Origin of the sequence: Flavobacterium sp. LC2016-23 (assembly GCF_009674775.1) — a bacterium.
Lineage (GTDB): Bacteria > Bacteroidota > Bacteroidia > Flavobacteriales > Flavobacteriaceae > Flavobacterium.
The window spans coordinates 54,389-80,964 of sequence record NZ_WKKE01000024.1 but is presented as its reverse complement, the minus strand read 5'-3'; the positions used below and the strand labels follow the sequence as shown (position 1 = coordinate 80,964).

Below are 26,576 nucleotides of genomic sequence, written 5' to 3'. Positions count from 1 at the left end.
AATGAACTTGTTTGGGGAGCAACATTTATTTTTCGTCAAAAATTATTTTATTATCAGGGCCTTTTGTGGCTTTTAAATGACAGGTGGTACTAATAATCTGCAAAGCTACCTCCAGATCGTGGGCAGGTAATTTTCCGGTAAACAAAGCGGTCGTATCTTTGGTATGCAATTCTATGGAAATGTTGTATTGCCTTTGTACTTCGTCTAAGAGGCTTTGGATGTTTTCCTGATAAAAACTAATCTCATTGTCCATCCATTCCGGTTGTGCGGCCTGTATGTTTCTTTTCAGTTGTTTTCCGTTTTCAAAACGAACCCCCTGTCCGTGGGTCAGCAGCATTTGGGTATTGCCATAATTTACTTTTACCCTTCCTTCGTAACACACCACATCAAACCTGTTTTTACGGGCCTTCACGTTAAAATGAGTCCCTAAAACCGTTACTTTTCCAAGATGGGTCTGTACCTCAAAGCGTCGGCCTTTGGCCACCCTGAAATAGGCTTCTCCTTGTAGTTCGAGATGCCTGTGGTGGTCCCAATTCCATTTTTTATACTGTATTTCAGAACCGGAATTCAGGACTACTTCCGAGTGATCCGGTAACGAAAAAGTGGTTTTTTCTCCCAAACCGGCCGTTTGCGTCTGTGGCAGTATAAATTGCATCACCAGGGTAATTCCAAGTGCCAGTACAAAAATAGCTGCAGCACGAAAGACCCATTTTTTATGTAAGGGAACCACTTTCGGATTTGCTTTTTTCTGCGCCAGTATGTTCGACAGCATCGCATTTTCGTCCAGTTCACCCACCTCCAGATGCTCCGTGTACCTTTTGATCTTCTCGTATTTTTCAAAATCGGGACTTGCCTTAAATTCGGCCAATTCGGCTTCAGTCAAATCATTGCTGAGCCATTTTGCCAATAAGCGATTTTCTTTCATTGTACTCGTATTATGTTAGTAAAACAATCGGGATTCCATTTACCCTACTTTTATAAATCTATTTCTTTACGCAGGCTTAACAAAGCCAGATGAATGCGTTTTTCTACGGCCTTGACGCTCAGGTCGAGCTCCAGGGCAATTTCACTGTATTTTTTTCCGTCAATCCGGTGCATCAGAAAAGCAACACGCTGTTTTTCGTTCAGGTTTTCAATCGCTTTCAGGAGTTTGGCCTGAAACTGTTTTTCCTCCAGCAGGTATTCGGGGTTTTCATTGGTTTTATCGAGGCCTGTAAAATCTTTTTCATAGCGCAAAACCACTTTCTGGTGGGCTATGGCATTCAGGCTGCTGTTGTTGGCAATGGTATACAGATACGACTTCGCCTTTTCCAGCGGTACCGAGGCACAGTTTTGCCAGAGCTTTACAAAAGCTTCCTGGGCGACATCTTCAGCCTGGTCGCTATTGCCAAATTTATAAAAAAGAAAATTCCGAAGCGCTTTGACGTGACTTTTAAAAAAAGACGAAAAAACGATTTCATCACAAGTGTTGGATTGGTTCTGATCTGGCATTTCAATTTTCAATTGGTATGCTGCAAAAGTATTTGTTTTTAGTATAAGTAGGGTAAAAGCAAATAAGATTGTTCTATAGGAGTATAAATACTATTCCCTTTTGATAAATTAGTACATACCAGGGGACAGAAACCTTTGAGGACGAATTTATTAAAAAACAGTTTCTTAAATTTTATTACATTTGTAAAAATATCACTATGTTGCCTTTCCAAAAATATCTATCCATTGTCGTTGTACTGTTCCTGTTTGGCTGTCAGAGCGATTCAGAAGAGCAGAACGATTATGTACAGGGAACCGTTACCAATACGTCTCCGCTTACCACCTATCTGCAAAGGGTGGCCATGGTACCCACCGTGCAGGACAATGTCATCGACGGCTCTACGTACTGTACCATAAAACTCCCGTATACCGTGACGGTCAATAACACCACCATTGCCGTCAACACCACTGCCGATTATCAAAAAGTAGTCGACAATATCAAAGCGAACAATTACGATGATGATATTGTCAGGATCACTTTTCCGGTCACCATGGTGTACTACAACTACATCCAGAAAGTGATTCCGAACGAAACAGAATTTAAGGACCTAATCGATTACTGGAACATGTACCCGGACCTGTTATCCAAAATCAACGGACTCAATATCAACTATCCGATTACGATCAATACCTATAACAGCGCCAATCAGATCGCCGGTTCGGTGTCGATTGCCAGCGATCAGGCCTTTTTCAATTTTATCAAAAACCTGAACGCCAGCCAGTATATCGCCCTGCAATATCCGATTTCGGTTACCGATTACAACAATCAGACAAAAGCGATTACGAACAATCTCGACTTCGAAAATGCCATCCAATACGCGATCGATTACTGCCCCGAAAACAACATTACGCCACTCGATTTCACGGCAACCCTGACCAGCGGTTCCTGGGAAATTCCGTATTATTTTGCCGATTCCGATAAAACGGCTTCCTATAACGGCTATTGCCTGGTGTTTGCTAATGACCAGTCGGTTGTAGCGACCAAAAATGGAATTTCGGAAACAGGACAATGGCAAAGCAGCGTACAGTATGGGGTAAGGGTATTTCAGCTTACGTTCAGTTCCCCCGAACTCGCCAAATTGAATACCAGCTGGAAGTTGTTTGAGTTTAACAATTCGATTATACGTTTTCGCAATGTCAGTAATGGTACACAGTATCTTTATTTTGAAAAAAGTAAAAGCTAATTATTGATTTACTAATTTAAAAAATATTTTACTTATTCTCCGCAAAAAATGCGGTGATTAAGTTGTTTATTCACCGCAAATAGAATGTTTCTTTATTTTTTCAATCAGAAGAAAAAATATCCAAAAAAATAGCAATTACCCTTGTAAAAGCTGTTAAAGGAAGATTTGATTATTTAAACATTTTAACGAAATCATCAGATATTCTCATGGCACCATCAAATACGTGATGTCCTTGCTCAAAATTAATCCAGTCTTCTATTCTCATTTTATCTGTAAGTTTTGTATTTGATATTTCTAGCATATCTAATATATTATGATAATCCATTAACTCCAATTGCATTGTTCCTAATTTATTTATTTCGTTTTTAGAAATTAAATTGGCATCTTCAATTGCATCTTTTGAGAAATGGTCTTTATTTGAAACTAAAATTCCTGATGGAATACCTCTCGCTAATAAAGTACCGGCAACTTCTCTGATAACTTTTACGCTTTCAGCACCGTTCATGTTTTCTCGCCATTTTATTTGAACTATTGAACTAATTTCATCCCCTTTAATAATATAGCCATCAATCCCTTTATCTTTATATCCACCCACATTTTTAACTTCACAATTTAAATAATCTGACAATAAGTCCATAACAAATTTTTCTGCACGTTTAGGTCCGATATTAGGAAGCTGATCAGGATGTTTTTTTAAATGACTTACAAGATATTCTGTTGTTGAATCTTGTAATGGTACTAATGGTTTATAAATTCCTAACACACCCCGCAGACCAATTTTTGAAGACACATTATCCATTCTGCTGCCTCTGCCTCCCCAAAAACCACAGGTTAGACAAATATATATTTGTTCATTAAAATCTTGAGGACGAGGAGCCATTTTACTTTTACAGATAGGACAAGTTTGAAATTTTAAGATCCTATGAATTTCGTCAATTGCTTTTTCATCTTGTAAGCGATACTCTTTTCTACTTCCATTATCATAAGTTAGAAGGAATTCTGGAGAATTGATAAATTCAGACCAGTTTATGGGATTATCATTTTCAGGTAATTTTATTTCAGTACCAATATGGAAGGGAATCCATTCATCGAAAACTGCTATTCTTGGTTTATCCATTTTTTTTATTTGACGAAATGGTTAATAAATTTGCTCCGCTCCGCTAAGTTTTCATTGGTAACGCTCCGCAATCCCGAAAGCCTTCGGGACTGACTTTGCGCTCTTTTAACATCAATAAGTGCTTTGGTTTGCTTTTCAGACTGTATTGTGGTAGTCATTGTATTTTTAGGTTATTTTTTCAATTTTTTAATATCTGCCTCAATTTCCTTCAGGCTCTGTTCGATCTCTATTGTTTTTCGAACTTCTTTAAATTTTTCAAATTCCCCGTTAGATTTATCCAATGCCATTTGATGTGTAATTTTTCCGGCATGCGACAGCAATTCTCTTCCGTTGAGCTGCAAAATACTATCCAGGCGCTCTGCCCAGTCTTTCATGTACATGGGAGTTTGTTGTTGCGCCATCGTCTCGGCAAATGCTAAATATTGCTCAACCAGTAGTCCTAAAAGTTTTATTTCATCTTCATTAAGATATTTTTTGGCGATGCTGACATCTGTTTTCTGAACCGCTTTGGCTTCCTTTTTATCAAAAGACTGCATACCTAATAAGGGTAAAGAGGCATCCACTCTGCGGTAGACTAATTCAGCTGCTGTATTTTGTGAGATTGCCCAAAGGAGTTTGTTTTGTACAATTTTGAAAAATGAAACTGTTTTCTCGTCTTTCGGATCATAATCGATACTTGTGGTGTAAATGTCTTTTATTTTTTGGTAGAAGAACTTTTCGGATATTCGGATCTCACGAATGCGTTGCTGCAATTCGTTAAAATAATTCATTGAAGTACCCGACTTAAAGCGATCATCATTTAGAGCGAAACCTTTTATGATATACTCTTTTAAACGCTGTGTTGCCCAAATCCTGAATTGTGTTCCTTGCTGCGATTTTACTCTATAACCAACAGAAATAATGACATCGAGGTTGTATAGATTTACTTCAACTTCCTGCGTTTTCCCAGCAATAGCACCATGTTGAGTGGTTGTTCGGGATTTCCGAACAACCACATTTTCGATTAATTCTCCTTCTTCAAAAATATTTTTTATATGCTCACTGACTGTTGCTTTAGATTTTTGAAACAATTCACACAATTGCGCTTGCGTTAGCCAAACGGTTTCTTCCTCCAGGCGAACATCTACTTTAATGTTGCCTTCAGTATTTTGATAAATAAGTATTTCTCCTGTATTCCTATTACGCTGTTCGTCCATAAAACTCGTTCCTGTATTCTTTTACTACCCTTTCCGGTACGTTTTCATTGGTAACGCTCCGCAATCCCGAAAATCTTCGGGACTGACTTTACGCCCTTCAACAAATATAATTGAAAAACCCAAACCTTATAAAGTTTCTGACTTTAAAACTAATTTTCTTATAATATTGCTTAATGTATGTAAAAAATAAACGCAGTATAAGAACTAAACTTAAAAAGTCAGTCCCGAAGGCTTTCGGGGTTGCCAGCTTTTCATAAGAAGACTTAGGGAAGCAGGGGAAACAATAAATAGAATAGGGAAGAGGCGAAAAATGCTAAATAGTAAAAGCAAAAAGAGAGACTCCCGGGTCTCTCTTTTTGTTTTACTTTATCTTGTAAAGGTTTATTTTCCTTTTACTAATTTTTCCAGATATTCGATTTTATCTTTTTCGGCTTGTAATAAACGTTCGTAGAGTTTTTTATTTTCTTCGAAAGACTCGACTAACTTATCCAAGGGATTGAAAGTACAGGAAATATTATTTCCAAAGTGGCTATTATTTACTGCCTCGTTAAAACTGTTGAAATAATTAATGACACCTTCTTCCGAGAAATTCTTAATGGCTTCCACACTTACACCCAAAGCTTTTGCTACTTCAATTAATTTTTCTTCGTCAACTGTTTCGCTGTTTTCAATAGCCGAAATGGTTTGTTGGCTCACTCCCAAAGCATACGCCAATGCTTCCTGTTTCATGTCTTTTAGTTCGCGAATACGGCTTATTTTTCGCCCGATGTGATTTGGTTTTGTTTGTGTGCTCATAGCTCAAAGATAATAATTACGAATAAAAAAAATATAGTTTTGGTAAAATACATCATTTAATGATGCGCTTCACTTTTTTGTTCTTAAGCAAAAGTACAATTTTTCATACAAGTTTTATTGAAAATGTAAAATTTTGAGATGGGTAACTAAGTTGGGATTTTTATAATCAAATTTTTTTATAGTATATACCAAACTACTAAAACTATAATAATATAATACATTATTCATATTTCTAAATTATTTGGAATATAAAATGAAATATTTGTTTTCTAGCTTATTCTTCTTCAGAAGTCTGATGCAGTTCTGATTTTTGATCTATGAAAATTTGAAGTTGTTTTTTGCATTCAACTATTCTCGGTAAAAGTTGGTCTTTCAATAGATAATTTGAAAGTGTTTTTTCGTTAAAGTCTTTCTCTAATATAGCAGTTTCAAGATTTATGAGAAAAGTCATTTCATCTATTAGTTTTTCGCTGAAAGAGGTCTCTAAATACCTAATTTTCAATAAACTTGTAAGGTTCATTATGCCTTTTGGTTGCCATTTTTTTAAACTTTCCTGAATTGTTTTCTTTTCAAATTTATGAAATAGGGGTTTGTCAGGTGTACGAAATCCTGAATTTTCTGGTAAAAAATCTTTTACGAATGATTCTAAATCGTTTGAAAATTTTGTTTCTATTTCGTTGACTTCTAGCAGGGCATTACGAGTTTCTATTTCAACAATTTTTTCTTTTATAAATTCAACAAGCTTTTGTAAATTAGGTTCATTAAAATGTCCCTGAACCATTTCAAATTGAGACTTAACAAAATAATTAATTTTTATTTGAGGCAGAAAAATAGCAAGTCCTTCTTGTATTTTCTTGATAATATCATTTTTTTCTTTCTCAATAATTTCACTAAATCCTATTAAATAAACACCCGCATTTAAATATGATACAATATCTTCCAATTGTCCCTTTTTGCAATACTCAAGTAAATTAGTGAGAGCTTGCTTAAATTCTGAATCTGAATAACTCCAATAACCTAGATGAAGAAAAGTATGAAGAATTTGGTGGGCAGGATTTACTTTTCCTTCCTTAATATTAAAACTTTTATCTAAATGAGCAAAAAAATCGTTTTCTGATATTGCTTTTCCTGATGTAATTAAATCATAAATACTTGGGAAGTAGATATAGTTTTCAGATAATCTGTTGTAATATAATCTTTTAAAATTTTCTGAATAAGTCCACTGAGTTTCAGTTTTAACTTCTGTAGTCTGGGTATTACCAAAATTTAAATTACTTAAATTAATGTCAGAAAAGCTTGTTGCCTGTTCATCGAGTTTTTTCTTATCTCTATATGTGATACTTTGCGGCTTTCTAAATTCTATTGAAATTGATAATGTAAAAATCCATAAACTCCTTAATTGCTGTTTTACGAGTATATCTTTTTCATCTTTTTTACTTGTTAGTAACAAATATGAATATCTAAAATGTTCAATACTAAATTTTAAGCTACGAATGTTAGAAAATGATTTTTTTAATTCTTGTTCTTCGTCTTTATTTTCTACGATTGGAACTAAGGTTGAAATAATAAACTCTTTATTTATTTTAAGATATTCTTTGAATGTTGAAGGTTCGTAAGAAGTAATAATACTATCAAAAATATCAGATATTTTAGGAGAAAAATGAATTGTTTTTTCTATAGTTTTTTCCTTGAATGTAATTCCGTTTTTTATTTCTTCTTCATTTGCAATGAGAAGGACTTTACAACCTTTATTTTCTACTAGGTCATTTACAATTCCAAGAAAATCGTTTACGTCAATTTTTTCACTCATTCTTTCAAGGTCATCAAAACAAATGAGCAAATTATCGTGAGGAAGCAATCTAAAAACATTTTCGCCTGTGCCAACAATTAATTTATCTAAATCAACATATTTTTTTAAGATTGGGAATCCTTCTGAGAAGTTCTTTATATTTTTAGCAAGTGTGCCAGTTGATAAATTAACTTTTTTTCCCTTTTTATCAAAAAAAGAAAAAAGAACCTTTTGAGCAATGTTGTTCTTGTCAGTTTCCCCATATAATGACACTATAACGGGAATGAATTTAGTTGTAGCTTCTATTAGTGGAAAGACATTATTTTTCAAATGGTATGTTTTTCCACTTCCCCAGTCCCCTGTTAGTAGCAAAGCTCCTGTTGTTTTCATTTTTAAATGATTTAATATCGCCTCACTAATATTGTCCATTACTTTCTCTGTTAAAATTTCATTTGATAATTTAATATTATCCTTAAAAAATATATTAGTCCAATTCATCTATCTGAATGCTACTTTAATTTTAATTCCGTGATTTAAATCAATTCCTAAACATTTTACTTAAAAATAGAGGTAATACTATTTTGGTTTATCAATATATTTCCCCCAGCCATCAGGAATTATTCGTTCATCTTTCATCCAAAATAACCATTTATGAAATACACTGTGATATTTACTTTTCTGTTTATCCCAAGCCATAAAGTCACTGTAAAGTAATTCATCAGTTATTAGCTCATTTTTTATAATACGATTGTTCCAAACGGCGTATAGAGTAGCAATTAACTCACATTCTCCCCAGCTTAATGGTCTAAATTTCAAAAGGATATTATTGATTTTTAGTGATTCATCAGCAAAGTTTTCCAGAAATAAACTTTCTAATTCTTTTGCTCCTGCGAGTGCAGTATAGCGTACTCTTTTATTATCCGTTTTATCCTGAACAACATTAAAAAAACGCATACGATTAAAGTCAGATTCAATATTTTTGATTAAAACATCATCATATGGCCCGGCTACTTTTTTTATATAATTTGAATCAAAATCGATTTTGCATATGTATTCAGTTAAGAATAATAATTTTTGAAACTTAACTCTACCAAAATCTGTGGTATTATTTAAGTTAATAATATGACCTGCCAGAATTGTTTTTAAGGGATTTTCAATTTTTCTAGTTTCAATATTGATGATTTTTGTGTTTTTTTTAGGCTTTAATGCCTCTCGAAGAACCTGTTGCAACAACATTTCGTTATAATATTGGCTTTCATTGATGCTTTGCTCTAAGCCATCACAAAATGACATTAACTCATCTAATTTGGCTACTATTTGTTCTTGTTCCTGAAGTGGTGGAAGCGGAATAGGAAAATTGGATAGATTATTCACGCCAAGTTCCGTTTGTTTTGTGCTTGTTGCTCCTTTTATAGATTCTATTAAACTTTGCCCATAGTCAGAATTGATAATGTAACATAATAGTTTTTGTTGAATTCCCATTGAACTTCTTACTCTCAAAATATGCGAATCAAACATAAAACTATCACAATAAATATCAGCTAACCCAGAACGGCCAATTGTTCCATCGCCAGTCGAGTTAACTAACAAGTCATTTATTTTAATTTTTAATTCATTATCAATAGAATTATACCAAACTTCATCAACTGCTTTTGAATGTTCTACATTAATTGTAAACCATCTTACGCATTTTTGATTTAGCATCTTAAGTACACCTTTTTCAGAATATTTTGGACTTTTTCCTCTTTTGATTTCGGCTATTACTCCCAACCTACACCAAGCCCAATGTTCAGGAATTTCAAAAGAAATTTCTTCATTTGTTATTGGTGGTAATTCTTTTTCTTTTTTGAGTTTTTTTTCAGCAATGAGTTTTGCTTTTTCGACTAGTATTTTTGTTAGAAGGTGTTGTCCAGTTTCTTTGATATCCATGCTTTTAACCAACTTTCCTTGCATCGCTTCACGTAAAAATGCCTCACGTAGTTCTTTGATAAGGTTCAGTTGGTGATCTAGTTCATTTTTTAATAGATCTCCATTTGATTTTGTATCATCGAATAATTTTTCAATCTCAATTTGTTCTTCAATAGAAGGAATTGGTATTTCCCAATTCAAAACATTTCTTGGTCTAATTGCAGAATAATTAGTAGAGCCAACTGCTTTAATTTGATCTTGTAAAATTAAAAGTTGAGAAATAACTTCTAAATATCTCGGACGAATTTTTTCTTTATCTAGTTCGAATAAAAAATAATGACTACTTACAATTGCCTTATCTAATTCTTTGGGAACGAATCCGTAGCCTCCAAGTTTAGCATCCATTTCTGCTACTAAAAAATCACCCGCTTTGCAAACTTGTTGTTTTTTCGTTTTTATATCCTTTCCAAAAACAATATTTCTTAATAAAACACCTCTTCGATGTAGTTGTACTCTACATAATTTATATTCTTGTTTATCATCAATTGTAATAAAACCTTTCCGATGTTTTAAAACTTCATCCAACTTAACTGTTTTCCAATTCATCTTACAGCTTTCTTTAATTGTTCCAACAACTCATTGCTTTTGTCAAAAGAAGCATGTAATAATTGCATTAATTCCACACTATTATATTTGTGTAATTCTTCTTGTTTGGTTGGGTTTTTTATGTCCAAATCATAGTTACGGTTGATGATAGTTTGTATCGAAACTTTCCAAGCAATATCACTTTCCTTACGGTCTGTCCACCATGTTTTTATAGGGTTGAATTCTTTGGCTTGTATTGGTTTAGTTTTGTTGTAGGTTTTTTGCCCCTCGGGTAATTTATGCTCGTAATACCAAACTTCTTTAGTAGGCGTTCCTTTAGTGAAAAATAATAAATTGGTAGCTACTGAAGCATACGGTTGGAACACGGAAATAGGCAAACGGATAATCGTGTGGAGGTTGCAATCTTCCAATAATTTTTTTCGTACCCTTTGTTTTATGCCATCGCCAGTCAATGAACCATCAGGCAAAACGATTCCTGCACGACCGCCTTGTTTTAATAAATGTATCATCAAAATCAGGAATAGATCAGCGCTTTCTTTTGTCCTAAAATTTTGAGGAAAGTTTGTTTCGTTATTATTGGCAACAATTCCACCGAATGGCGGATTTGCCAAAATTGCATTTACTCTATGTTTTTCAGTAAAATTACTTAGAGGTTGATCTAATGCATCACCAAATCTAATGTTTGGCACTACTACGTCATGTAAAATTAAGTTTGTAGTTGCTAATAAATAAGGCAATGGTTTGTATTCCCAACCCATCACATTTTCGCCTATACTCTGAAGCTCTTCCACACTATTCGCTTGTTTTTTTAAATGCTCAATAGCAGAAGTTAAATATCCTGCCGTTCCACAGGCTGGATCCAAAATTTTTTCACCCAATTGTGGGTTGATCATTTCTGTAATAAATGAAGTAATAGCTCTAGGAGTATAAAATTCGCCACTTTTACCAGCACTTTGTAATCCTTTTAAAATAGTTTCATATAACTCGCCGAAAGCATGACGATCTTTAGCAATATTAAAGTCCATTTCGTTAAGTTTATTTAATACTTTACGAATATTGGTTCCGCTTTTCATATAATTATTGTTGCCGTCAAAAACTTCACGCACAATCAATGCACGACGGTTGCCAGTACTTACGTCAATATCACGAAGTGTCGGAAATAATTGTCTGTCAACAAACTCTAATAATTCATCTCCGGTCATTCCTTCTGGATCACCAGCCCAATTTCCTTTTTGGTTTACCCAATGAAATAAATCAGGAATAGGTGAGGTATAGTTATCATCTAGTAGTTCTAATTCTTTGTCTTTATCTGAAAATATTTTAAGAAAAAGCATCCAACCCAATTGTTCGATTCTTTGTGCATCACCGTTTAGTCCGGTGTCTTGCCACATGATGTTTTGTATGCTTTTTAGTATGCTTGAAATGTTACTCATAATTTATAATTGCCACACTCTGTGTTCAGCTAATTGGGTTGTTTTACTAATTATTTTTATTCTATTTCTGCCCTCGAGTTCATTTATTCTTTCTTGAATTTCATCAATTCTTGTTTGAATAAGCTCATTATTTACGTTAATTGCTAAAAATATACCACGCTGATAATTATATCTTGTAATAAATTGATCTATTTTCTCTAAATCAAACAATAATTTTCTTGACGATAATTCATGTTCGCATTTTACTTCTATTACATAAGGATGAAAATTGGCATTACCAGGAGTATGCATTAAAAAATCAGGAGACATTCTCCCTCTTAGTATTCTTAACCCAAATCTCTCAACAAGTTCAATAATCTGCATTTTTTCTACCTCGGCCTGTAATAAAGCTCCATCAAGAAAAAGAGGATTATTAATTCTTTCATTATCAATTAGTATTCTTAATTGATGATAAAATTCATAGCAGAACACTCGTTCACCAAACCTTTCAAAATCATTATTAAAAAACCTTCCATTTCTATATTCTAGAGCTCTTCTGAAATTTTGGATGTTATTGTAGGTCGTCTGATAATATGATTGATTAACATTTGAAAGTGCTATAATAATTAAATTTTCAAAAATATTTAATTCATCCATTTAAACTTTTCTATATAATTCTGTTTCTAATTCTTTTACAGCTTCCATATAACTGTTTTTGCCACCAAAAATTCCGTTCACAATTTCAATAGTAGAACCAAAATCATCAAAAGGTTTTACACGTAGAACTTCTATACTCTCAATATTTTCAACTCCTTCATCAGCATATTTGTCTAATAATGTTTCTAAAATTTTACGTGCATTAGCTTCATATTTAGTGAAATAATTTCGCTTTTTTACATTATCTGCCCGCTCTTGTCTCGTCAAAGGTTTTTGGTCATATGCCACGTGGCAAATCAAATCAAATAAATCAACATCTTTGTCAACAGCTTCATATAAAGCTTCAACTAATATGCCCTGCTCTTGCAATTCTTTGATTATGGCTTCTTTTCGATCAGCTTGATTCCATGTTAATAAGAAATCATCTAATGAAGCGTATTTGCCTTTAATAATTCCTTTAGTATGATCTTGTAAACTGATTGTAATTGGTTTTCCATTAGAATCGAAATACAATTCACGACTAACTAAAATACTCACATCAATACCATTTATGTATTGTTTACCTCTTCTTTCTAGGACAGTGTTCTGGTCATTTCCCGGATTTCTAACTTGTGGTCTTTCAATTATTATTTCTTCGCCACTCACCACATCTAGGATAGGTGTACTATCATCATATTCTTCATCTATAATAGTAATTAAATCTACATCATCAGTAATAGGTTTAACTCTTAATGGATCTCCATCAAATGTTGGGTCAGCAAAGTTATCTGTTGCGTTCCTAAAATCTAGAATGGTAAAATACAGCTTACCAAATTCCTCATTAATCCTTGTACCACGCCCAACAATTTGCTTGAATTTTGTCATCGAATTGATATTAGTATCTAACACAATAACTTTACAAGTCTGGGCATCAACGCCAGTAGTCATTAACTCCGATGTGGTTGCAATAACAGGATAAATTTCTTCCGGATTGATAAAATTATCCAGTTCGCGCTTTCCTTCGTCGTTATCTCCCGTAATTTGCATGACGTACTTGTAATTTTCAGAAACCAAATCAGCATTGTGTATCGCTATAGCATTACGCATACGCTCAGCATGGTCAATATCAACACAGAAAATGATAGTTTTAGCAAATCGATCTAATCCTTTTAAATACTCTGTCACCTTTTGAGCAACAACATCGGTACGCTCATCGATTACTAATTTTTTATCAAAATCTCTTCGATTGTAGATGCGATCCTCAATTAGGTTTCCTTCTTTATCCGTCTTTCCCTGTTGGGGTCGATACCCTTCACTGTCAACATTCAGTGCCACACGAATTACTTTGTAAGGTGCTAAAAAACCATCATCGATGCCTTGTTTTAAAGAATACGTATAAACAGGATCACCAAAATATTCGGTATTGCTTGTTTCTTGTGTTTCTCTTGGGGTTGCAGTTAAACCGATATGGGTTGCATTTTTAAAATAGGTTAATATTTCACGCCATGAACTATTTTCGTTTGCACTACCACGATGACACTCATCAATAATTATTAAATCAAAAAAATCCGGAGAAAAATCTTTGTAGGCATCTTCAATGCCTGGTTCGTTATTTGTTAAACCCTGATACAAACCTAAAAATATTTCGTAAGCTTTATCAGAAGTATCAATTCCTCTTTTTTTATTACTTATTAATTCTTCTTTTCCATTATTACCCTCTAAGACTTTCTTTTTAATGACGGTCATTTTGTCTTTAAAGTGCTTAAAATCACCTTTTCGTGTTTGATCGATTAAGGCAGTTCGGTCAGCTAAGAATAAAATTCTCTTTTTATTTTTTGACTTCCATAAACGGTATATGATTTGAAAAGCAGTATAGGTTTTTCCTGTACCCGTTGCCATAACTAATAAAATTCTGTTTTGCCCATTAGCAATTGCTTCAACAGTTCTATTAATAGCATTTTGTTGATAGTAACGAGGTTTTCTACCGGAACCGTCATAAAAATATTTTTGCAAGGCAATTTTTTCTCCCTCTGTATTTACAATGCCTTTATATTTTTTGTACTTATCCCATAAAACTTCAGGAGTAGGAAATTCATCATTCGATAATTCTGTTTCAATATCCTCATTATTTACAGTTCGATCATGAAATAAGAAACCATCACCATTGCTACTGAAAACACAGGGGATATCTAAAATAATAGCATACCCCAAAGCTTGTTGAATTCCGGAACGAATGGAATGTTTGTTATCCTTTGCTTCGATTATGGCAATTGGATTATCTTGATAATAAAGTATATAGTCGGCTCTTTTTCTTTCGCCTCGTGCTGTAAGTTTACCACGCACATAAATTTTTCCATCTGTAAAAAAAACTTCTTCTAAAATTTGTTTTTGTACATCCCAACCCGCTTGTACTAAAGCAGGAGTTATAAATTTTGTACAAATGTCTCTTTCTGAAAGATCTTTTTTACTCATAAGATTTATATTACGGAAATATAATTTTGGCTAAGATATTGAAAAAAAGTACTTTTTAGCTGAGGAAAACCGTAAATAGCAAACAAATATATTTCTTCTGGTTTGTTTTATTATAGTTATTATTAATTTTTGACTCTGTTGCAAACTCTTTCTGCTTATTCATAAAAAACTTCTTTATCCCAAATCTTCTTTCCGAGATAATGCCCGCAAAAATCGTAACGTTTTATGATGGCCGAAAAGATAGCTTAACTCTTTTGATTGATTTTCAGTTTATACCCGCCTTTAATTTTACTATACCTCGCAAGATTTCTCATTTTGTTATTTCGTAGCGGCATCGGATTGCCCAATAAGTCCTGAGTTCCGGATGATATATAAGCTGCATGTGCAGAACACCAAATAACGGCATTAGGTTCTGTTTTAATTTGCTCTAGTGTAAGATCAGTTCTATCCATTCCCAGTAATTTGCTTCCATCTATTGTTGGGTAACCACTATTTAATGATTCCACAGCATTAGTAAAAGTTAAAATGCATTTTTTTTCGGACTGTGCTTCTTCGTAGATTCGTTTGCACATACAAGCATAAATTATAATCGCATCCTCAAAATATTTGCTATTCGCGTTTGGTGTTATGCCCGAAATTTGTTTGACAATGTCAATCTCACTTGTTGTGACTTTAACTTTTATTCCGTCAAAAAATTCTACATTAAAACTTCCATCATCATTTTTGATAAAACTTTTAAAGACATTTTCAATTGCACCAAACTGACCCAGAGCACATTTTATAACCGCAATCGATACACAGTTTCCTAATTTATGATCATGGTTGCAATCAGCAAATTGGTCAGATACAATAACTGTTGTTTGCTTAAAGTCTGTAACCAATTTTGAGCTTTGTGCAAAAACAAAAATGGAAGACCCAAAAAATAAAATGGTAGTAATTAATTTTTTCATATTGTTATTATTTAGAATACACTATATATTTGTAATCTTATTATTATATTTTTTTTGCAGGTTCTATAATTTTAATCCTACTATTGATGCCCGCAGTATGGCACGCATAGCTTTGGATACGCTTGGTTTTTCAGGTTTAAATTAATACTGAAAAATATTTTAAATATTTGATTATGTTGTAAGTAGAAATACCTGTTTCATAAAATTTATTTCAGTTGTTCTATAGCTGTTTTTTAAAGGGACTTGTTAAATGGCAATGAGGAGTTTTTGCTAATGCCTACTTAGTATTGTAACCTACATTTTAACCGTGGCAAAAAAAGAAATAAAAATAAATTTGCCACGTTTTTTTTGTGGCAAAAAAACTAAAGAGAATAAAATTGCCACGCTTTTCGTGGCAAAATTAAAATGAAAAATAAATTTGCCACAACAATCAATGGCAACGCATAAATTGGGAGTGATGAAAAAAGATAAAAATATGGGAGCGTTATTAGGGATGCAGCAAGAAGAAATGGCGATGCTGTTGCGGGTCACACGTACCCAATGGTCGATGTATGTATTGGGAGAGCGCGGTCTACCTCCGGAAGCGCAACTAAAACTGGCTGAAATGTTCGCTTTTATAGCTCAATTAGATAAAAAAGAGAAAGTTGATTTACCACCTGCAAGGCAGCCGGCATCAAAGAAAAATAATTTCTGGGAAGGGAAGCTGATTGATAACCAACTCAATCGAACCCGTATAGCAGCCAGCCTCGAAAAATGTACCGAAAAATATGAGCAGGCAGTGATCGCCTGGCAGCTCAGTAATTTTCTGTCTACTAAAGAACAGGAAACCAAATGGGAGCAAGAACTTTTACAGCACATTAAAAACAGGGCAGAAGCGGTTATGCAGAAAAATGGCCCGGAACTGCAGGAGCAGTACGAATTTAAACTTCGGTTATTGCAACACGAGGAATTGTTACTGAAAGAGAAACTATCGGGTAAATAAAAAAAATCTAAGCTATTAGCTGTGACTTTACAGCATAAATTTTGATTACTTAGGGAGGAATACCCCGTAATGGGTGCCTTTATGGGGTATATCATAAGTATATTTATCTGTTTAAAATTCACAATACATACTTTTTTTCTTACAATTTGTTAAAATTATTGTAAATTATTTCTGATATTAAATAAGCAATATTAATTTTTAATAGTATTGCACCATTAATTTAAATACCGAAACATTATGAGTTATTCCATTAAGAGAATTACACAAGTAGCAGACTGCGATGTCTTATTGACATGGGCAGCAAGAGAGAAAGCAGATTTGGATTTTGAACTGTTGTCTGAAGATCGTTTAACCGATAAATTTGAGACTACTTCAGTAGAAGTGGAAGCCATTTTACAAGGGGTACTGGCCGAGCTATCGGCGCTAAGAGTAGCAGTAGTCCGGTTGCCTGAAGGGGGGAAGGCTAAGGCAGACATGGGCGTGAAGATAAAAAAATTAGAATACAAACAGTTCTTACTCGAAAACCGCAAACAAACCTACGGGCTCCTGGCCTTGCTGCAAAAAGAGCTGGATATTCAGCGTATTGAAAACGAAATAAAAGAAGTAGACACTTTTGTAGCCGAACTAACGGCTCATAAAGCGACTTTGTAAACTATTCGTTTTGTAGAAGAAAGAGGGTTGTCCTGATGGGACAACCCTTTTTTTGCAGCGTATTTTTTTATAGGGCGTTGCTGCCTGACTCGTTTATTAATTGCTATTTTCCAATGCAGAAATTAACAGCTTAGCATGATTATTTTGAAGATTTTGTTGCGGAATATTCAATTGTGAGTGAATCCAATTTGGAGCAGAGATATACAGTTTCGAACGTAAACTTCTTAGGGCTTGATATTGCTGAATTTCTTGTTTTAAAAATACTAAATGCCACGATTTTACCACAAAACTCAATGCAACTAGCTTTTAAACTTTCTTAGAAATGAAATACAGGATCTTGTACTTAAAGTGATAATTCTCGAACCATTTTATAGATGATTTAAAAACTTTAAATCCAGTATTAGTAGAGTTTAATTTTTTAGATGAATTTCCAATTAAGAATAATCAAATAGTAAATGGCGTAATTAAGTTGAATACTACTATTTTAATGTATAGTTGTATTATTATTATTTAAACTTTTTAAATAGATAGGAATTGCAGTATGTTTTTTATTTATTTGCATTTTTTTAACAAGTGTTTGTAATACCAAATCATTCAAGTATAATTATCATGAATTCAAAAATATTCGCAATGAGTTGATATGTCCGGACCGTTAGTTGCTGATTATGTTTTTGCAAAGAGCTACAAACTTAAATCATTACAGGAAGTAGAAGATTACGTAAGAGAAAACAAATATTTGCCTGAAATTCCCTCTGCATATGAAATTGAAAAGAATGGTTTAATGCTGGCCGAAATGAATATGAATTTGTTGAAGAAAGTTGCGGAATTAAAAAAATGAAATTAAAAATATCAAATCAATTATAAATGAAAAATAAAACTACAATACTTATAATATTTTTTATCGTTTTTACGATCAGTTCAAAAGCACAAAGTTTTACTCCAACTCCTAATATTGCAAACTCAGGCGCAGCAAATAATTTTAAGGGTGGTTATACATTTTCTTATGCAACTGCAGGAACTCCATGGAATGGTTCCCTTATTAGTTATGGAGGACTTTCAAACAGCTACGATACCCAAATAAGTTCTGACTATGGCCCTAATGGAGGTAACCATATATCGTATAGAACCAAAAATGGTGATGCGAATACTTGGAATCCCTGGTTTGAATTAGCTATACGTGGTGCCAATACATTTACGGGAACTCAAATTATAAATGGCAACCTTAGTATCGGAGTAACTAATCCATTAAATACATTTGAGGTTAAAGTACCAACAAGTACAGGTACGTCCAGTTCTGATGGTATAGCTATACACGATGGAGCGACTAATAGGCTGGGTATTAATATTGGAATCAATACGGCAGGGGAGTATTCTTATTTACAAGCTGTAAAAGGTGGCATTGGTCAAAAAAACATTGCAATAAATCCTATTGGCGGTAACGTTGGTATAGGAACAACAAATCCAACAGCAAAACTGACCGTAGCAGGAGATATTGCTTCTCGTGAAGTTAAAGTTACTGTTGATGCCGGTGCTGATTTTGTTTTCGAAAACAATTACAATTTACCTTCTCTGGATACTGTTGACCAATACATCAAAGAAAATAAACATCTACCTGAAATCGCTTCGGCTGATGAAATGAAAAAAGATGGGATTAATTTATCTGAGATGAATATAAAGCTTTTGCAGAAAATTGAAGAATTGACCTTGTATACAATTGAACAACAGAAGAACACTGAAAAATTAACTAAAGTTATTGAAACACTCACTAGAAGATTAGAAGAAGTTGAAAGAAAATAATTTAAGCGTAAAAATATAAATATGAAAAAAATAATTACTCTTATAGTGTTTGGAATAACCATTTTTTCAAATGCCCAACAAAAAATAACTTTCAACTATGATTCTGCCGGGAATCAAATCCTACGAGAATTATGCCTTTCAGGTTGTAACCCACTGGCAAAACCGGCGAAAGAAGAAGTAAAAGAAATTGAAGCTTTAGTAGATGAAGATTTATTGAAATTCTCACAGGAAGATGTTATTTCCTATTATCCAAACCCCGTTAAAGAAGAGCTATATATAAAATGGGAACTCAAAGATGACAATTATGTTAACTCTATACAGGTTTTCAATTTAACAGGACAGTTACTCAGAAGCTATCAGCCAACTGTTCGAAATGACAGCCAGAATATTGCTTTTCAGGATTATCCAATCGGTATTTATGCTGTTATGCTTTACTACAGTAACGGTGAGCAAAAATCAATTAAAATTATCAAGAAATAATATATGAGAGATTTTTACTTTACATTTTTATTTATCAGTTTATCGTTTTTTGCTTCAGCTCAGGATTCCGGAGGAACACCTGTTGAAGGAGTAACTCTCATAAAGAGAAGCAGTGAAATACTAAAAACTCCAGTTAATAAGGCTGAAATCAATAGCAAAACCGCGAACTTATTAGTTGCCAATACCATACCAGCTCCTACTGGAAGTTCAACAGAAGTAGGTTTTACAGAAGGTCAATTGTCAGTTTCACTTAACGGAGTAGCAGGTTATTCTATTCCAATTGCAGTACCAGCAGGAATTAATGGTGTAGTTCCTCAGGTAAATTTAGTTTATAGCAGTCAGGCAGGAAATGGAATTGCAGGTTACGGTTGGAACATTTCAGGTGTCTCAGCTATAACTAGAATTCCTAGAACAAAATTCCATGATGGAAACGTTGGAGGAATAAATCTTGATGCCAAGGATCGTTTTGCTCTGGATGGACAACGGTTAATTTTAAAAACTGGCACAGCGTATGGCGCGGCTGGTTCGACTTATGAAACCGAAAATTTCTCAAATCTAAAGATTACTGCAGTTGGAGTATCGCCACAAGGAAGTAATTATGGACCTGCCTCCTTCTTAGTAAATTACCCTGATGGTTCTGTAGCAGAGTTTGGTTCTACTTTAGACTCCCAATCAATTACCACATGGACCATAAATTATTGGCAAAATCCGCAAGGAGTAAGAATTTCATATAATTATACGAAATCAGATAACATTATTGCTATAACTAGCATAAAATATGGTACAATAGGAACAACAGCTCCTATTAACGAAATTCAGTTTGTTTATGGTACTCGTACCAGGCCAGAACAGTCCTATATAGGTGGTAAAAGCATAATGAATAACAAGATATTAGAAAAAATTCAAGTGACAGGCAATGGAATAGGTTATAGAAATTATAACTTTTCATACAATTCTAGCTCTTTAGGATATCAGCGTTTAGAAAAAGTATTTGAATTAAGTGGGGATGGAACTAAAAGTTATAACCCTACGGTATTCACTTATGAAAACTCCCTCGAATCAATATCTTATGCAGATATTACCACAAACTTAAGCGTTGGGAATATATCTGCTCAAAATGCAGCCACTGTTTCCGGAGATTTTGGAGGTGATGAAAAAATGGATTTCTTGATATATCCTACAATTGGTCCAGATACTAAATCAAAGTATTGGCTGTATTCTGATATAAATTCTGGCGGCACTAATTTGGGTTTCGAACATAAAGTGGGGTATTTTGAGACTATTTTCCCTGTTAATTGGTTGACTTGGAATAATAAGCTTTATGCAAAACAAGGTTGGGCTGTGGCAAAAAAGTCAGCAACCAATTATACTTTTACGGTTTATTCTGCTGGAATATCGTCACCCATTTATTACCAATACGAAAAAGTGGTAAATTTTCCAACTCAAACTATTGGGGGATCTGGTGATGATTATTGCTCAACAGTTGATGTAGAAACTATTTTCCCGAAAAAAATACTTTCAGGAGATTTTAATGGTGATGGTATAACTGATGTTATTGCTATTGACCTAGAGCTTCGATCATTTAGTTATACTGATGATTATTATTCTGGCTGTTTAACAAATTCAGAAATAATAACTTCCAAGAAAGTATATTTTGTAGATTTAAAAAGAGATAATACTACCAATTTTTTAACCTATTCTGGTGAATTGGCTTCAGTTATAACTTCCAGTTCTAAGGTGGAAGTGGCCGATGTAAATGGAGACGGTAAATCTGATTTTATGGTTTTTGAAAATGGAAAGGTAACAACCTATACACTCAATAGTGCGAATCAATTAGTTTTATTATGGAACTATCCAGATGCAAATATCTCTGTAGATTTAAGTAAAACAATTTTATTAGGTGATTATAATGGTGATGGGAAAACCGATTTTATGATACCGAAAGGATATGGATTTACAGAATGGTATCAATATAGTTCTACAGGAACTGATTTTATCAAGGTAGTTCAAAATAATAATATTACCTTTTTACAAAACACAACGTCAAGTACTAATAATTATATAGTTTCTGATTGTAATAAAGATGGAAAATCAGATTTAATTCGTACCAAAACATATTTAGACCAAGCTGGTATATACGCTCAAATAGAGGTTAACTATTATCCAAATCTTAGTGGTGGTTTCAGCCCTAGTTTTAGATATACAAGTAGTAGTTTATTCAGGTCAGGTATTAAACTGGATATTATGCCGATTTACCTACCCACAGGAAGGGGAATCGCAACTAACGGCAAACCCTATAATCCAACTCTCGAAATTGCATTTTTGGGTAACGATCAAATTTTTTATTTTAATTCTAATAAAGATAACACCACAGATCAATTACTGCGAACTGTAACCACAGGAAATGGAGTTAGAGAATCAATTACTTATCAGCCATTATCTACGACTTCTTATAATGAGCGATATATGTCAATATATACTACTGGATATGCGGAGACTTATCCCAAGATAGATATAGAATCTGCAGCAACTCTACAGCTAGTTACCAAATTGGAGAAACAAAGTGCCTCTGTTTATAAAAAACAATTGTTTACCTATGCGGGTGCAACTTCCAATTTAGAAGGATTAGGTTTTATGGGTTTTCGTGCTTCAATGCGAACTAATTGGTTCGAAGATGATAGCAAGGCAATTAGTACCGTGTCTAAGTTTGATCCAAATTTGCGTGGAGCTATTGTTGAGAGTTATACTTATTTAGGGATAGTTAGCCCTTCAATTGCTTTAAATAATGCGGCTCCAAACGTTCCTAGAGCAAGCCAAGTTACCGTAGACAACACCAGAACAGCAACTGAAACTCTTTTAGCAACAAACAGTATTACTTTTAGTCCCGGTGCAATTATTAGCCCAGGAGCAGGTAATACTTTTATTGCCAAAATCACTTCTGATTACGACGCTAATGGATATACAGAAACAAATACCACACCACTATATGACCTGATTAGTAAATCCTTATCGTTTTATGAAACTAGCCTGTCTGCATCCAAGGTTTTTAAACTCCAAAATGTGAGGTCCAACAATTACGATATTCTAAATGATAGCAGTGATGAAACGAATATTGTATATGATAATTTCAACAATCCTTTAGAGTCTATAACTAAAATTAGATCAGGTGGAGTTAACCAGCAAATTAGTACTAGTATAATAGCATATGATCCGGTTATAACCTCCCCTTATATGGTAGGCAGGCTTAAAAGCAAAACACAAAACGTAACTGCTTCTGGTGATAGTATGAATTCTAAGGAAACTTATCAATATGGCTCAGGGTCAGAAAGTAATTTATTAAAAGTAATTCAAAAATGGGGTAATAATACAAATGCTATTACAGAAACCAATGGGTATGACATTTTTGGGAATGTTATAATAAAAACGATATCAGCACCTGGTATGGCTGATAGAAAAACAAATTTCGTATATGATCCAACAGGTATTTTTTTAAAAGAAAGCACTGATATTGAAGGATTTAAAACAGCATTTGAGTATTATCCTAACGGTACACTTAAATCAGAAAACAACCAAAGTGAACTTGGTTCCTGGAATAATGCCTTGTTAACAGGTTATGAATATGATTCCTGGTTCAGGAAAACTGTAGTCACTGATTATTTGGGTAAACCCCATACTTATACGTATGTAAGGGAAAACGAAAAAGCTAAAATTACGCTGACAGGAAACACGGACGACACTTATAGTGAAGAGTTATTTGACGAATTGGGCAGAAAAATTCGTACTGGTATAAAAGGCGTACAGGGTATTGTGTCCTACAAAGATTTTAAATACGATATTAACGACCGCAATTTTAGTTTTAGCGAGCCTAACACAGGGAGTCCATTATGGAATACCACTTTGTATGATGTTTACGGTCGTCCCGAAACTATTACAGATTATAAGGGTAAAGTATTGAACATAAAATATGACAAACGAACCACTACAGTAACAGATGGGAGCACTGGTCAAATCAAAACATCTACTAAAAATGCTATGGGGAATGTGGTTAAGCTGCTCGAAAGCCCAATAGGAGGTACCATCAATTATAGTTATTTTGCCAACGGAAACCTTAAGGAAACGAATTATAATGGCAATAAAATAAGTTTAATACAAGATGGCTGGGGACGAAAAATTAGCTTAACAGATCCTTCGGCCGGTACATACAGCTATAACTATAACGAACTCGGCGAAAGCACAAAAGAAACTACTCCAAACGGCACTACCACCTACAAGCTGAACGATTGGGGCAAAATCGAAACCAAAACTATAGCAGGTAGTAATACTAAAAGTACTACTCAGTACACTTATACTCCAGACAGCAAATTGCTTCTAAAAACGGTATATACTGATGATGGGGACGCAGGGAAAACAATTATTACCGATTATACCTACGACTCTAAAAAACGATTAGAAACCACTACAGAAACAACAGGTTATGGTGCGGTTTTTACAAAAAAAATAGAATATGATGCCTGGGGCAGGGTTGAAAAAGAAACCAAAACGGCATCTTTAAAAGGAAAAACCAGTATCTCTGCTACGCAAAGAGAGTACAAAAATGGCTTTGCATACAAAATATACGAAATAAAAAATGGGCAAAAGACCAAAACTCTTTGTGAAACAACTGAGGTAAATGCTCAAGGGCAGCTGACCAAGGCAACACTAGGTAATGGAATTGCTATTAATAATATATATGACAGTTATGGCTATGTAAGCAATGCAAAGCACACTTTGGGTATGACTACCATTATGGAATTAGGTACTAATTTTGACATACAACGAGGTAATCTTAAGTGGCGTAAAAACAGCCTTTTTGGAAATGTTACCGAAAATTTCGATTATGACAGCCAGGATCGCCTTATACAATACCCTAATGCGCAAGGTGTGCAGGAAAATCAGACCTACGAAGACGATGGGCGTATTAAATCTAACATATTAGGAACGTACAATTATGGTAATTCTAACAAAAAATACCAAAACACTTCGATAACACTAACTGCCTCGGCTTTATCTGATTATCAAAACAAACCTTTACAGACCGTTAGCTATAACACTTTCAAGAGTCCTGTAGAAATAGTGGAAGATGGTAAAGACAAAATAAGCTTTGTATATAATGAGAACAATGATCGTAGCGTTATGTTTTATGGAGGATTGGGGCTTAAGGAAACCCGAATCTATCTTAAACATTATAGTGCTGAAGGCTCTATGGAGATCAAAGAAAATACCCAAACAGGGGCTATCGAGTTCGTAACTTATATTGGTGGTGATGGTTATTCAGCTCCGGTTGTTTATAAAAAAGCATATAGTAGTGTAGGAGCTATACAAGAACAAACGTTATATTTGCACAGAGATTATCAAGGGAGTATATTGGCAATAACCAATGAGACGGGAGCTATACTAGAAAAAAGAAAGTTTGACGCTTGGGGAGCTATTGAAAAAGTACAGGATGGTGCAGGTAATATATTAAACGGTCTTACTATTCTTGATAGAGGATATACTGGACATGAACATCTGCAAAGCGTAGGTCTCATACACATGAATGGACGTCTGTATGATCCTAAACTTCACCGTTTCCTGCAACCAGATAATTATGTACAAGACCCTGGTAATACTCAAAACTACAATCGTTATGGGTATGTACTAAACAACCCACTAAAATACACCGATCCTAGTGGGGAGTTTAAAATTAATTGGAATGACATAGTTGCGGGAGTGGCAATAGTTGTTGGAGCAGTTTTGACTGCGACTGGAGTGGGAACAGTAGTTGGTGCTGCGTTAATTGGAGCTGGAGTCGCACATTTTGGTGCGACATATGCTGAGTATACTAAAACAGGTGATTGGAATGCCGCATCAAATAATGCTGGGATAAGTTTTGGTGCAACCGTTACTACTGACTTTGGTTATGATGATTCGAAAAATCATATTCCTGGTGTTATTCAGAATGATCCTGTTATGCTAAAAACGGCTGATAGTAATGCTGAAAGGAAATTGGATTATGATTCATGGTTTTTTAAAAATCAGTATTTTAGTTTAGAAACAGATTTACGGGCAGGGCAATATATAGATTTCACTCCTTTTAAAAAAGTGCTTGGTATTAAAATAGGAGAATATAGAGAATCAAGTATTAAAGCAGATTATTATGATAATAAGAGTGATATAACAAAGAGTTCTGAAAATCATTATTTTGAATTTGCTATTGCGTATGGGGTAGGAGTTGATTATAAATACAACATTGGTGAACAAAGATTTGAATCAATTTCGCTTAGTGCATTTGGGATCTCTGCCGAGTACTCAAAACTATCTCGTTATCATAAACAATTTTATTTTGGATTGGATACTGGCTATAGCATGGGGCTTAGTATTGGAGGGGCTGCTAATGTAAAAGGTGGTTGGAAATGGGATTGGTATTAAAAACATAAATTGTAACAATTATGAACATAAATTTTCTTTTGAAACAAAGCACAAAAAAAGTTTTTATCTTTATTTTGATAATTCCTATTATAATTCAATTTTTTCTAATAAACTTAGTTCAATCATTTTCTTGTGAAAGGTTATATTATTTAATATTTGCATTTTTTGCATTTTTATATTTGCCTTATTTTTATTGGTTAAATATTGTTGTGAATTTCTTATATAGTTATTCAAATAAATATTTTAATTTGAAATTATTTACTTTTAAATTATGTTTAGTAGTGAATATTATTGTAGTGTTCAATTTTGTTTTTTTTATAGCCTATATTTTTAGTTTTGTTTTTAAGGGAGGTGAACCGAACGATGACATATTTCTATATGTGGGCTTAATTCAGTTTGTTGGTGTTCTTTCCTTTTCTTATTGTGGTTATTTTGTTTCTAAACTTATCTCAACCATTGAGTTAAAAAAGACTGTATGTTTTAATGATATTGCAGGTAATTTAGTTACTTTTTCATTTCCTCCAGTAGCATTATGGATTATTCATAATAAAATTAAAAAAATACAGGTTACAGAGAAATTGGACGATACCTTCAAATAATGCTGGGATTAGTTTTAATGCAACC

General features: G+C 33.8%; 20 protein-coding genes. 8 read left to right on the top strand and 12 right to left on the bottom strand.

Annotated features, from left to right (window positions below):
* Nucleotides 1-25 precede the first annotated feature (25 nt).
* Both GJU43_RS18770 and GJU43_RS18765 read right to left on the bottom strand, forming a co-directional pair.
* The gene (locus tag GJU43_RS18770) at nt 26-925 is read right to left on the bottom strand and encodes a FecR family protein (RefSeq protein WP_154342860.1); all 900 of its coding nucleotides are present in this window, start codon (nt 923-925) and stop codon (nt 26-28) included.
* 50 nt (nt 926-975) lie between these two features.
* Entirely contained in the window at nt 976-1,491 is a 516-nt protein-coding gene (locus tag GJU43_RS18765) for an RNA polymerase sigma factor (RefSeq protein ID WP_154342858.1), read from the bottom strand.
* Nucleotides 1,492-1,688: 197 nt separating this feature from the next.
* Here GJU43_RS18765 and GJU43_RS18760 point away from each other — a divergent pair, with 197 nt between their 5' ends.
* Nucleotides 1,689-2,714, top strand: coding sequence for a hypothetical protein (locus GJU43_RS18760; RefSeq protein ID WP_154342857.1), 1,026 nt, complete (start codon nt 1,689-1,691; stop codon nt 2,712-2,714).
* A 169-nt stretch (nt 2,715-2,883) separates the two neighbouring features.
* Here GJU43_RS18760 and GJU43_RS18755 read toward each other — a convergent pair whose 3' ends face one another.
* From GJU43_RS18755 to GJU43_RS18710, 10 genes are all read right to left on the bottom strand, one after another.
* Nucleotides 2,884-3,831, bottom strand: coding sequence for a restriction endonuclease (locus GJU43_RS18755; RefSeq protein ID WP_154342855.1), 948 nt, complete (start codon nt 3,829-3,831; stop codon nt 2,884-2,886).
* 5 nt (nt 3,832-3,836) lie between these two features.
* Entirely contained in the window at nt 3,837-3,989 is a 153-nt protein-coding gene (locus GJU43_RS18750) for a hypothetical protein (RefSeq protein ID WP_154342853.1), read from the bottom strand.
* A gap of 12 nt (nt 3,990-4,001) precedes the next feature.
* Entirely contained in the window at nt 4,002-5,027 is a 1,026-nt protein-coding gene (locus GJU43_RS18745; protein ID WP_154342851.1) for a virulence RhuM family protein, read from the bottom strand.
* A 381-nt stretch (nt 5,028-5,408) separates the two neighbouring features.
* Complete coding sequence (locus GJU43_RS18740) at nt 5,409-5,822, bottom strand: helix-turn-helix domain-containing protein (RefSeq protein WP_154342849.1); 414 nt, start codon at nt 5,820-5,822, stop codon at nt 5,409-5,411.
* 274 nt (nt 5,823-6,096) lie between these two features.
* Nucleotides 6,097-8,109: a hypothetical protein gene (locus GJU43_RS18735; RefSeq protein WP_154342847.1), complete on the bottom strand. Its 2,013-nt coding sequence runs from the start codon at nt 8,107-8,109 to the stop codon at nt 6,097-6,099.
* A 78-nt stretch (nt 8,110-8,187) separates the two neighbouring features.
* Nucleotides 8,188-10,125, bottom strand: coding sequence for a restriction endonuclease subunit S (locus GJU43_RS18730; protein WP_154342845.1), 1,938 nt, complete (start codon nt 10,123-10,125; stop codon nt 8,188-8,190).
* Nucleotides 10,122-11,558: an N-6 DNA methylase gene (locus GJU43_RS18725; protein ID WP_154342843.1), complete on the bottom strand. Its 1,437-nt coding sequence runs from the start codon at nt 11,556-11,558 to the stop codon at nt 10,122-10,124. The genes GJU43_RS18730 and GJU43_RS18725 overlap by 4 nt, the downstream gene beginning before the upstream one ends.
* A gap of 3 nt (nt 11,559-11,561) precedes the next feature.
* Entirely contained in the window at nt 11,562-12,194 is a 633-nt protein-coding gene (locus GJU43_RS18720; protein ID WP_154342841.1) for a hypothetical protein, read from the bottom strand.
* A complete protein-coding gene (hsdR, locus tag GJU43_RS18715; protein WP_154342839.1) occupies nt 12,195-14,645 on the bottom strand; it encodes an EcoAI/FtnUII family type I restriction enzme subunit R in 2,451 nt (816 codons plus the stop codon).
* 245 nt (nt 14,646-14,890) lie between these two features.
* Entirely contained in the window at nt 14,891-15,595 is a 705-nt protein-coding gene (locus tag GJU43_RS18710) for a hypothetical protein (protein WP_154342837.1), read from the bottom strand.
* Between the two features lie 457 nt (nt 15,596-16,052).
* Here GJU43_RS18710 and GJU43_RS18705 point away from each other — a divergent pair, with 457 nt between their 5' ends.
* The 7 genes from GJU43_RS18705 to GJU43_RS22840 all read left to right on the top strand — a co-directional run bounded on the left by GJU43_RS18705 (nt 16,053) and on the right by GJU43_RS22840 (nt 26,551).
* The gene (locus GJU43_RS18705) at nt 16,053-16,577 is read left to right on the top strand and encodes a hypothetical protein (protein WP_154342835.1); all 525 of its coding nucleotides are present in this window, start codon (nt 16,053-16,055) and stop codon (nt 16,575-16,577) included.
* 237 nt (nt 16,578-16,814) lie between these two features.
* Nucleotides 16,815-17,228: a hypothetical protein gene (locus tag GJU43_RS18700; RefSeq protein ID WP_154342833.1), complete on the top strand. Its 414-nt coding sequence runs from the start codon at nt 16,815-16,817 to the stop codon at nt 17,226-17,228.
* Between the two features lie 640 nt (nt 17,229-17,868).
* Nucleotides 17,869-18,066 carry a hypothetical protein gene (locus GJU43_RS18695; protein ID WP_154342831.1) on the top strand — a complete coding sequence of 66 codons (198 nt, stop codon included), beginning with the start codon at nt 17,869-17,871 and terminating at the stop codon, nt 18,064-18,066.
* 26 nt (nt 18,067-18,092) lie between these two features.
* Nucleotides 18,093-19,025, top strand: a complete 933-nt coding sequence (locus GJU43_RS22845) for a hypothetical protein (RefSeq protein WP_195760066.1) — start codon at nt 18,093-18,095, stop codon at nt 19,023-19,025.
* Nucleotides 19,026-19,046: 21 nt separating this feature from the next.
* A complete protein-coding gene (locus tag GJU43_RS18685; protein WP_154342829.1) occupies nt 19,047-19,505 on the top strand; it encodes a T9SS type A sorting domain-containing protein in 459 nt (152 codons plus the stop codon).
* Nucleotides 19,506-19,508: 3 nt separating this feature from the next.
* Nucleotides 19,509-25,952 (top strand): RHS repeat-associated core domain-containing protein, encoded by a 6,444-nt coding sequence (locus GJU43_RS18680; RefSeq protein ID WP_154342827.1) that lies wholly within the window; start codon nt 19,509-19,511, stop codon nt 25,950-25,952.
* A 20-nt stretch (nt 25,953-25,972) separates the two neighbouring features.
* Entirely contained in the window at nt 25,973-26,551 is a 579-nt protein-coding gene (locus GJU43_RS22840) for a hypothetical protein (RefSeq protein ID WP_195760065.1), read from the top strand.
* Nucleotides 26,552-26,576: the final 25 nt, after the last annotated feature.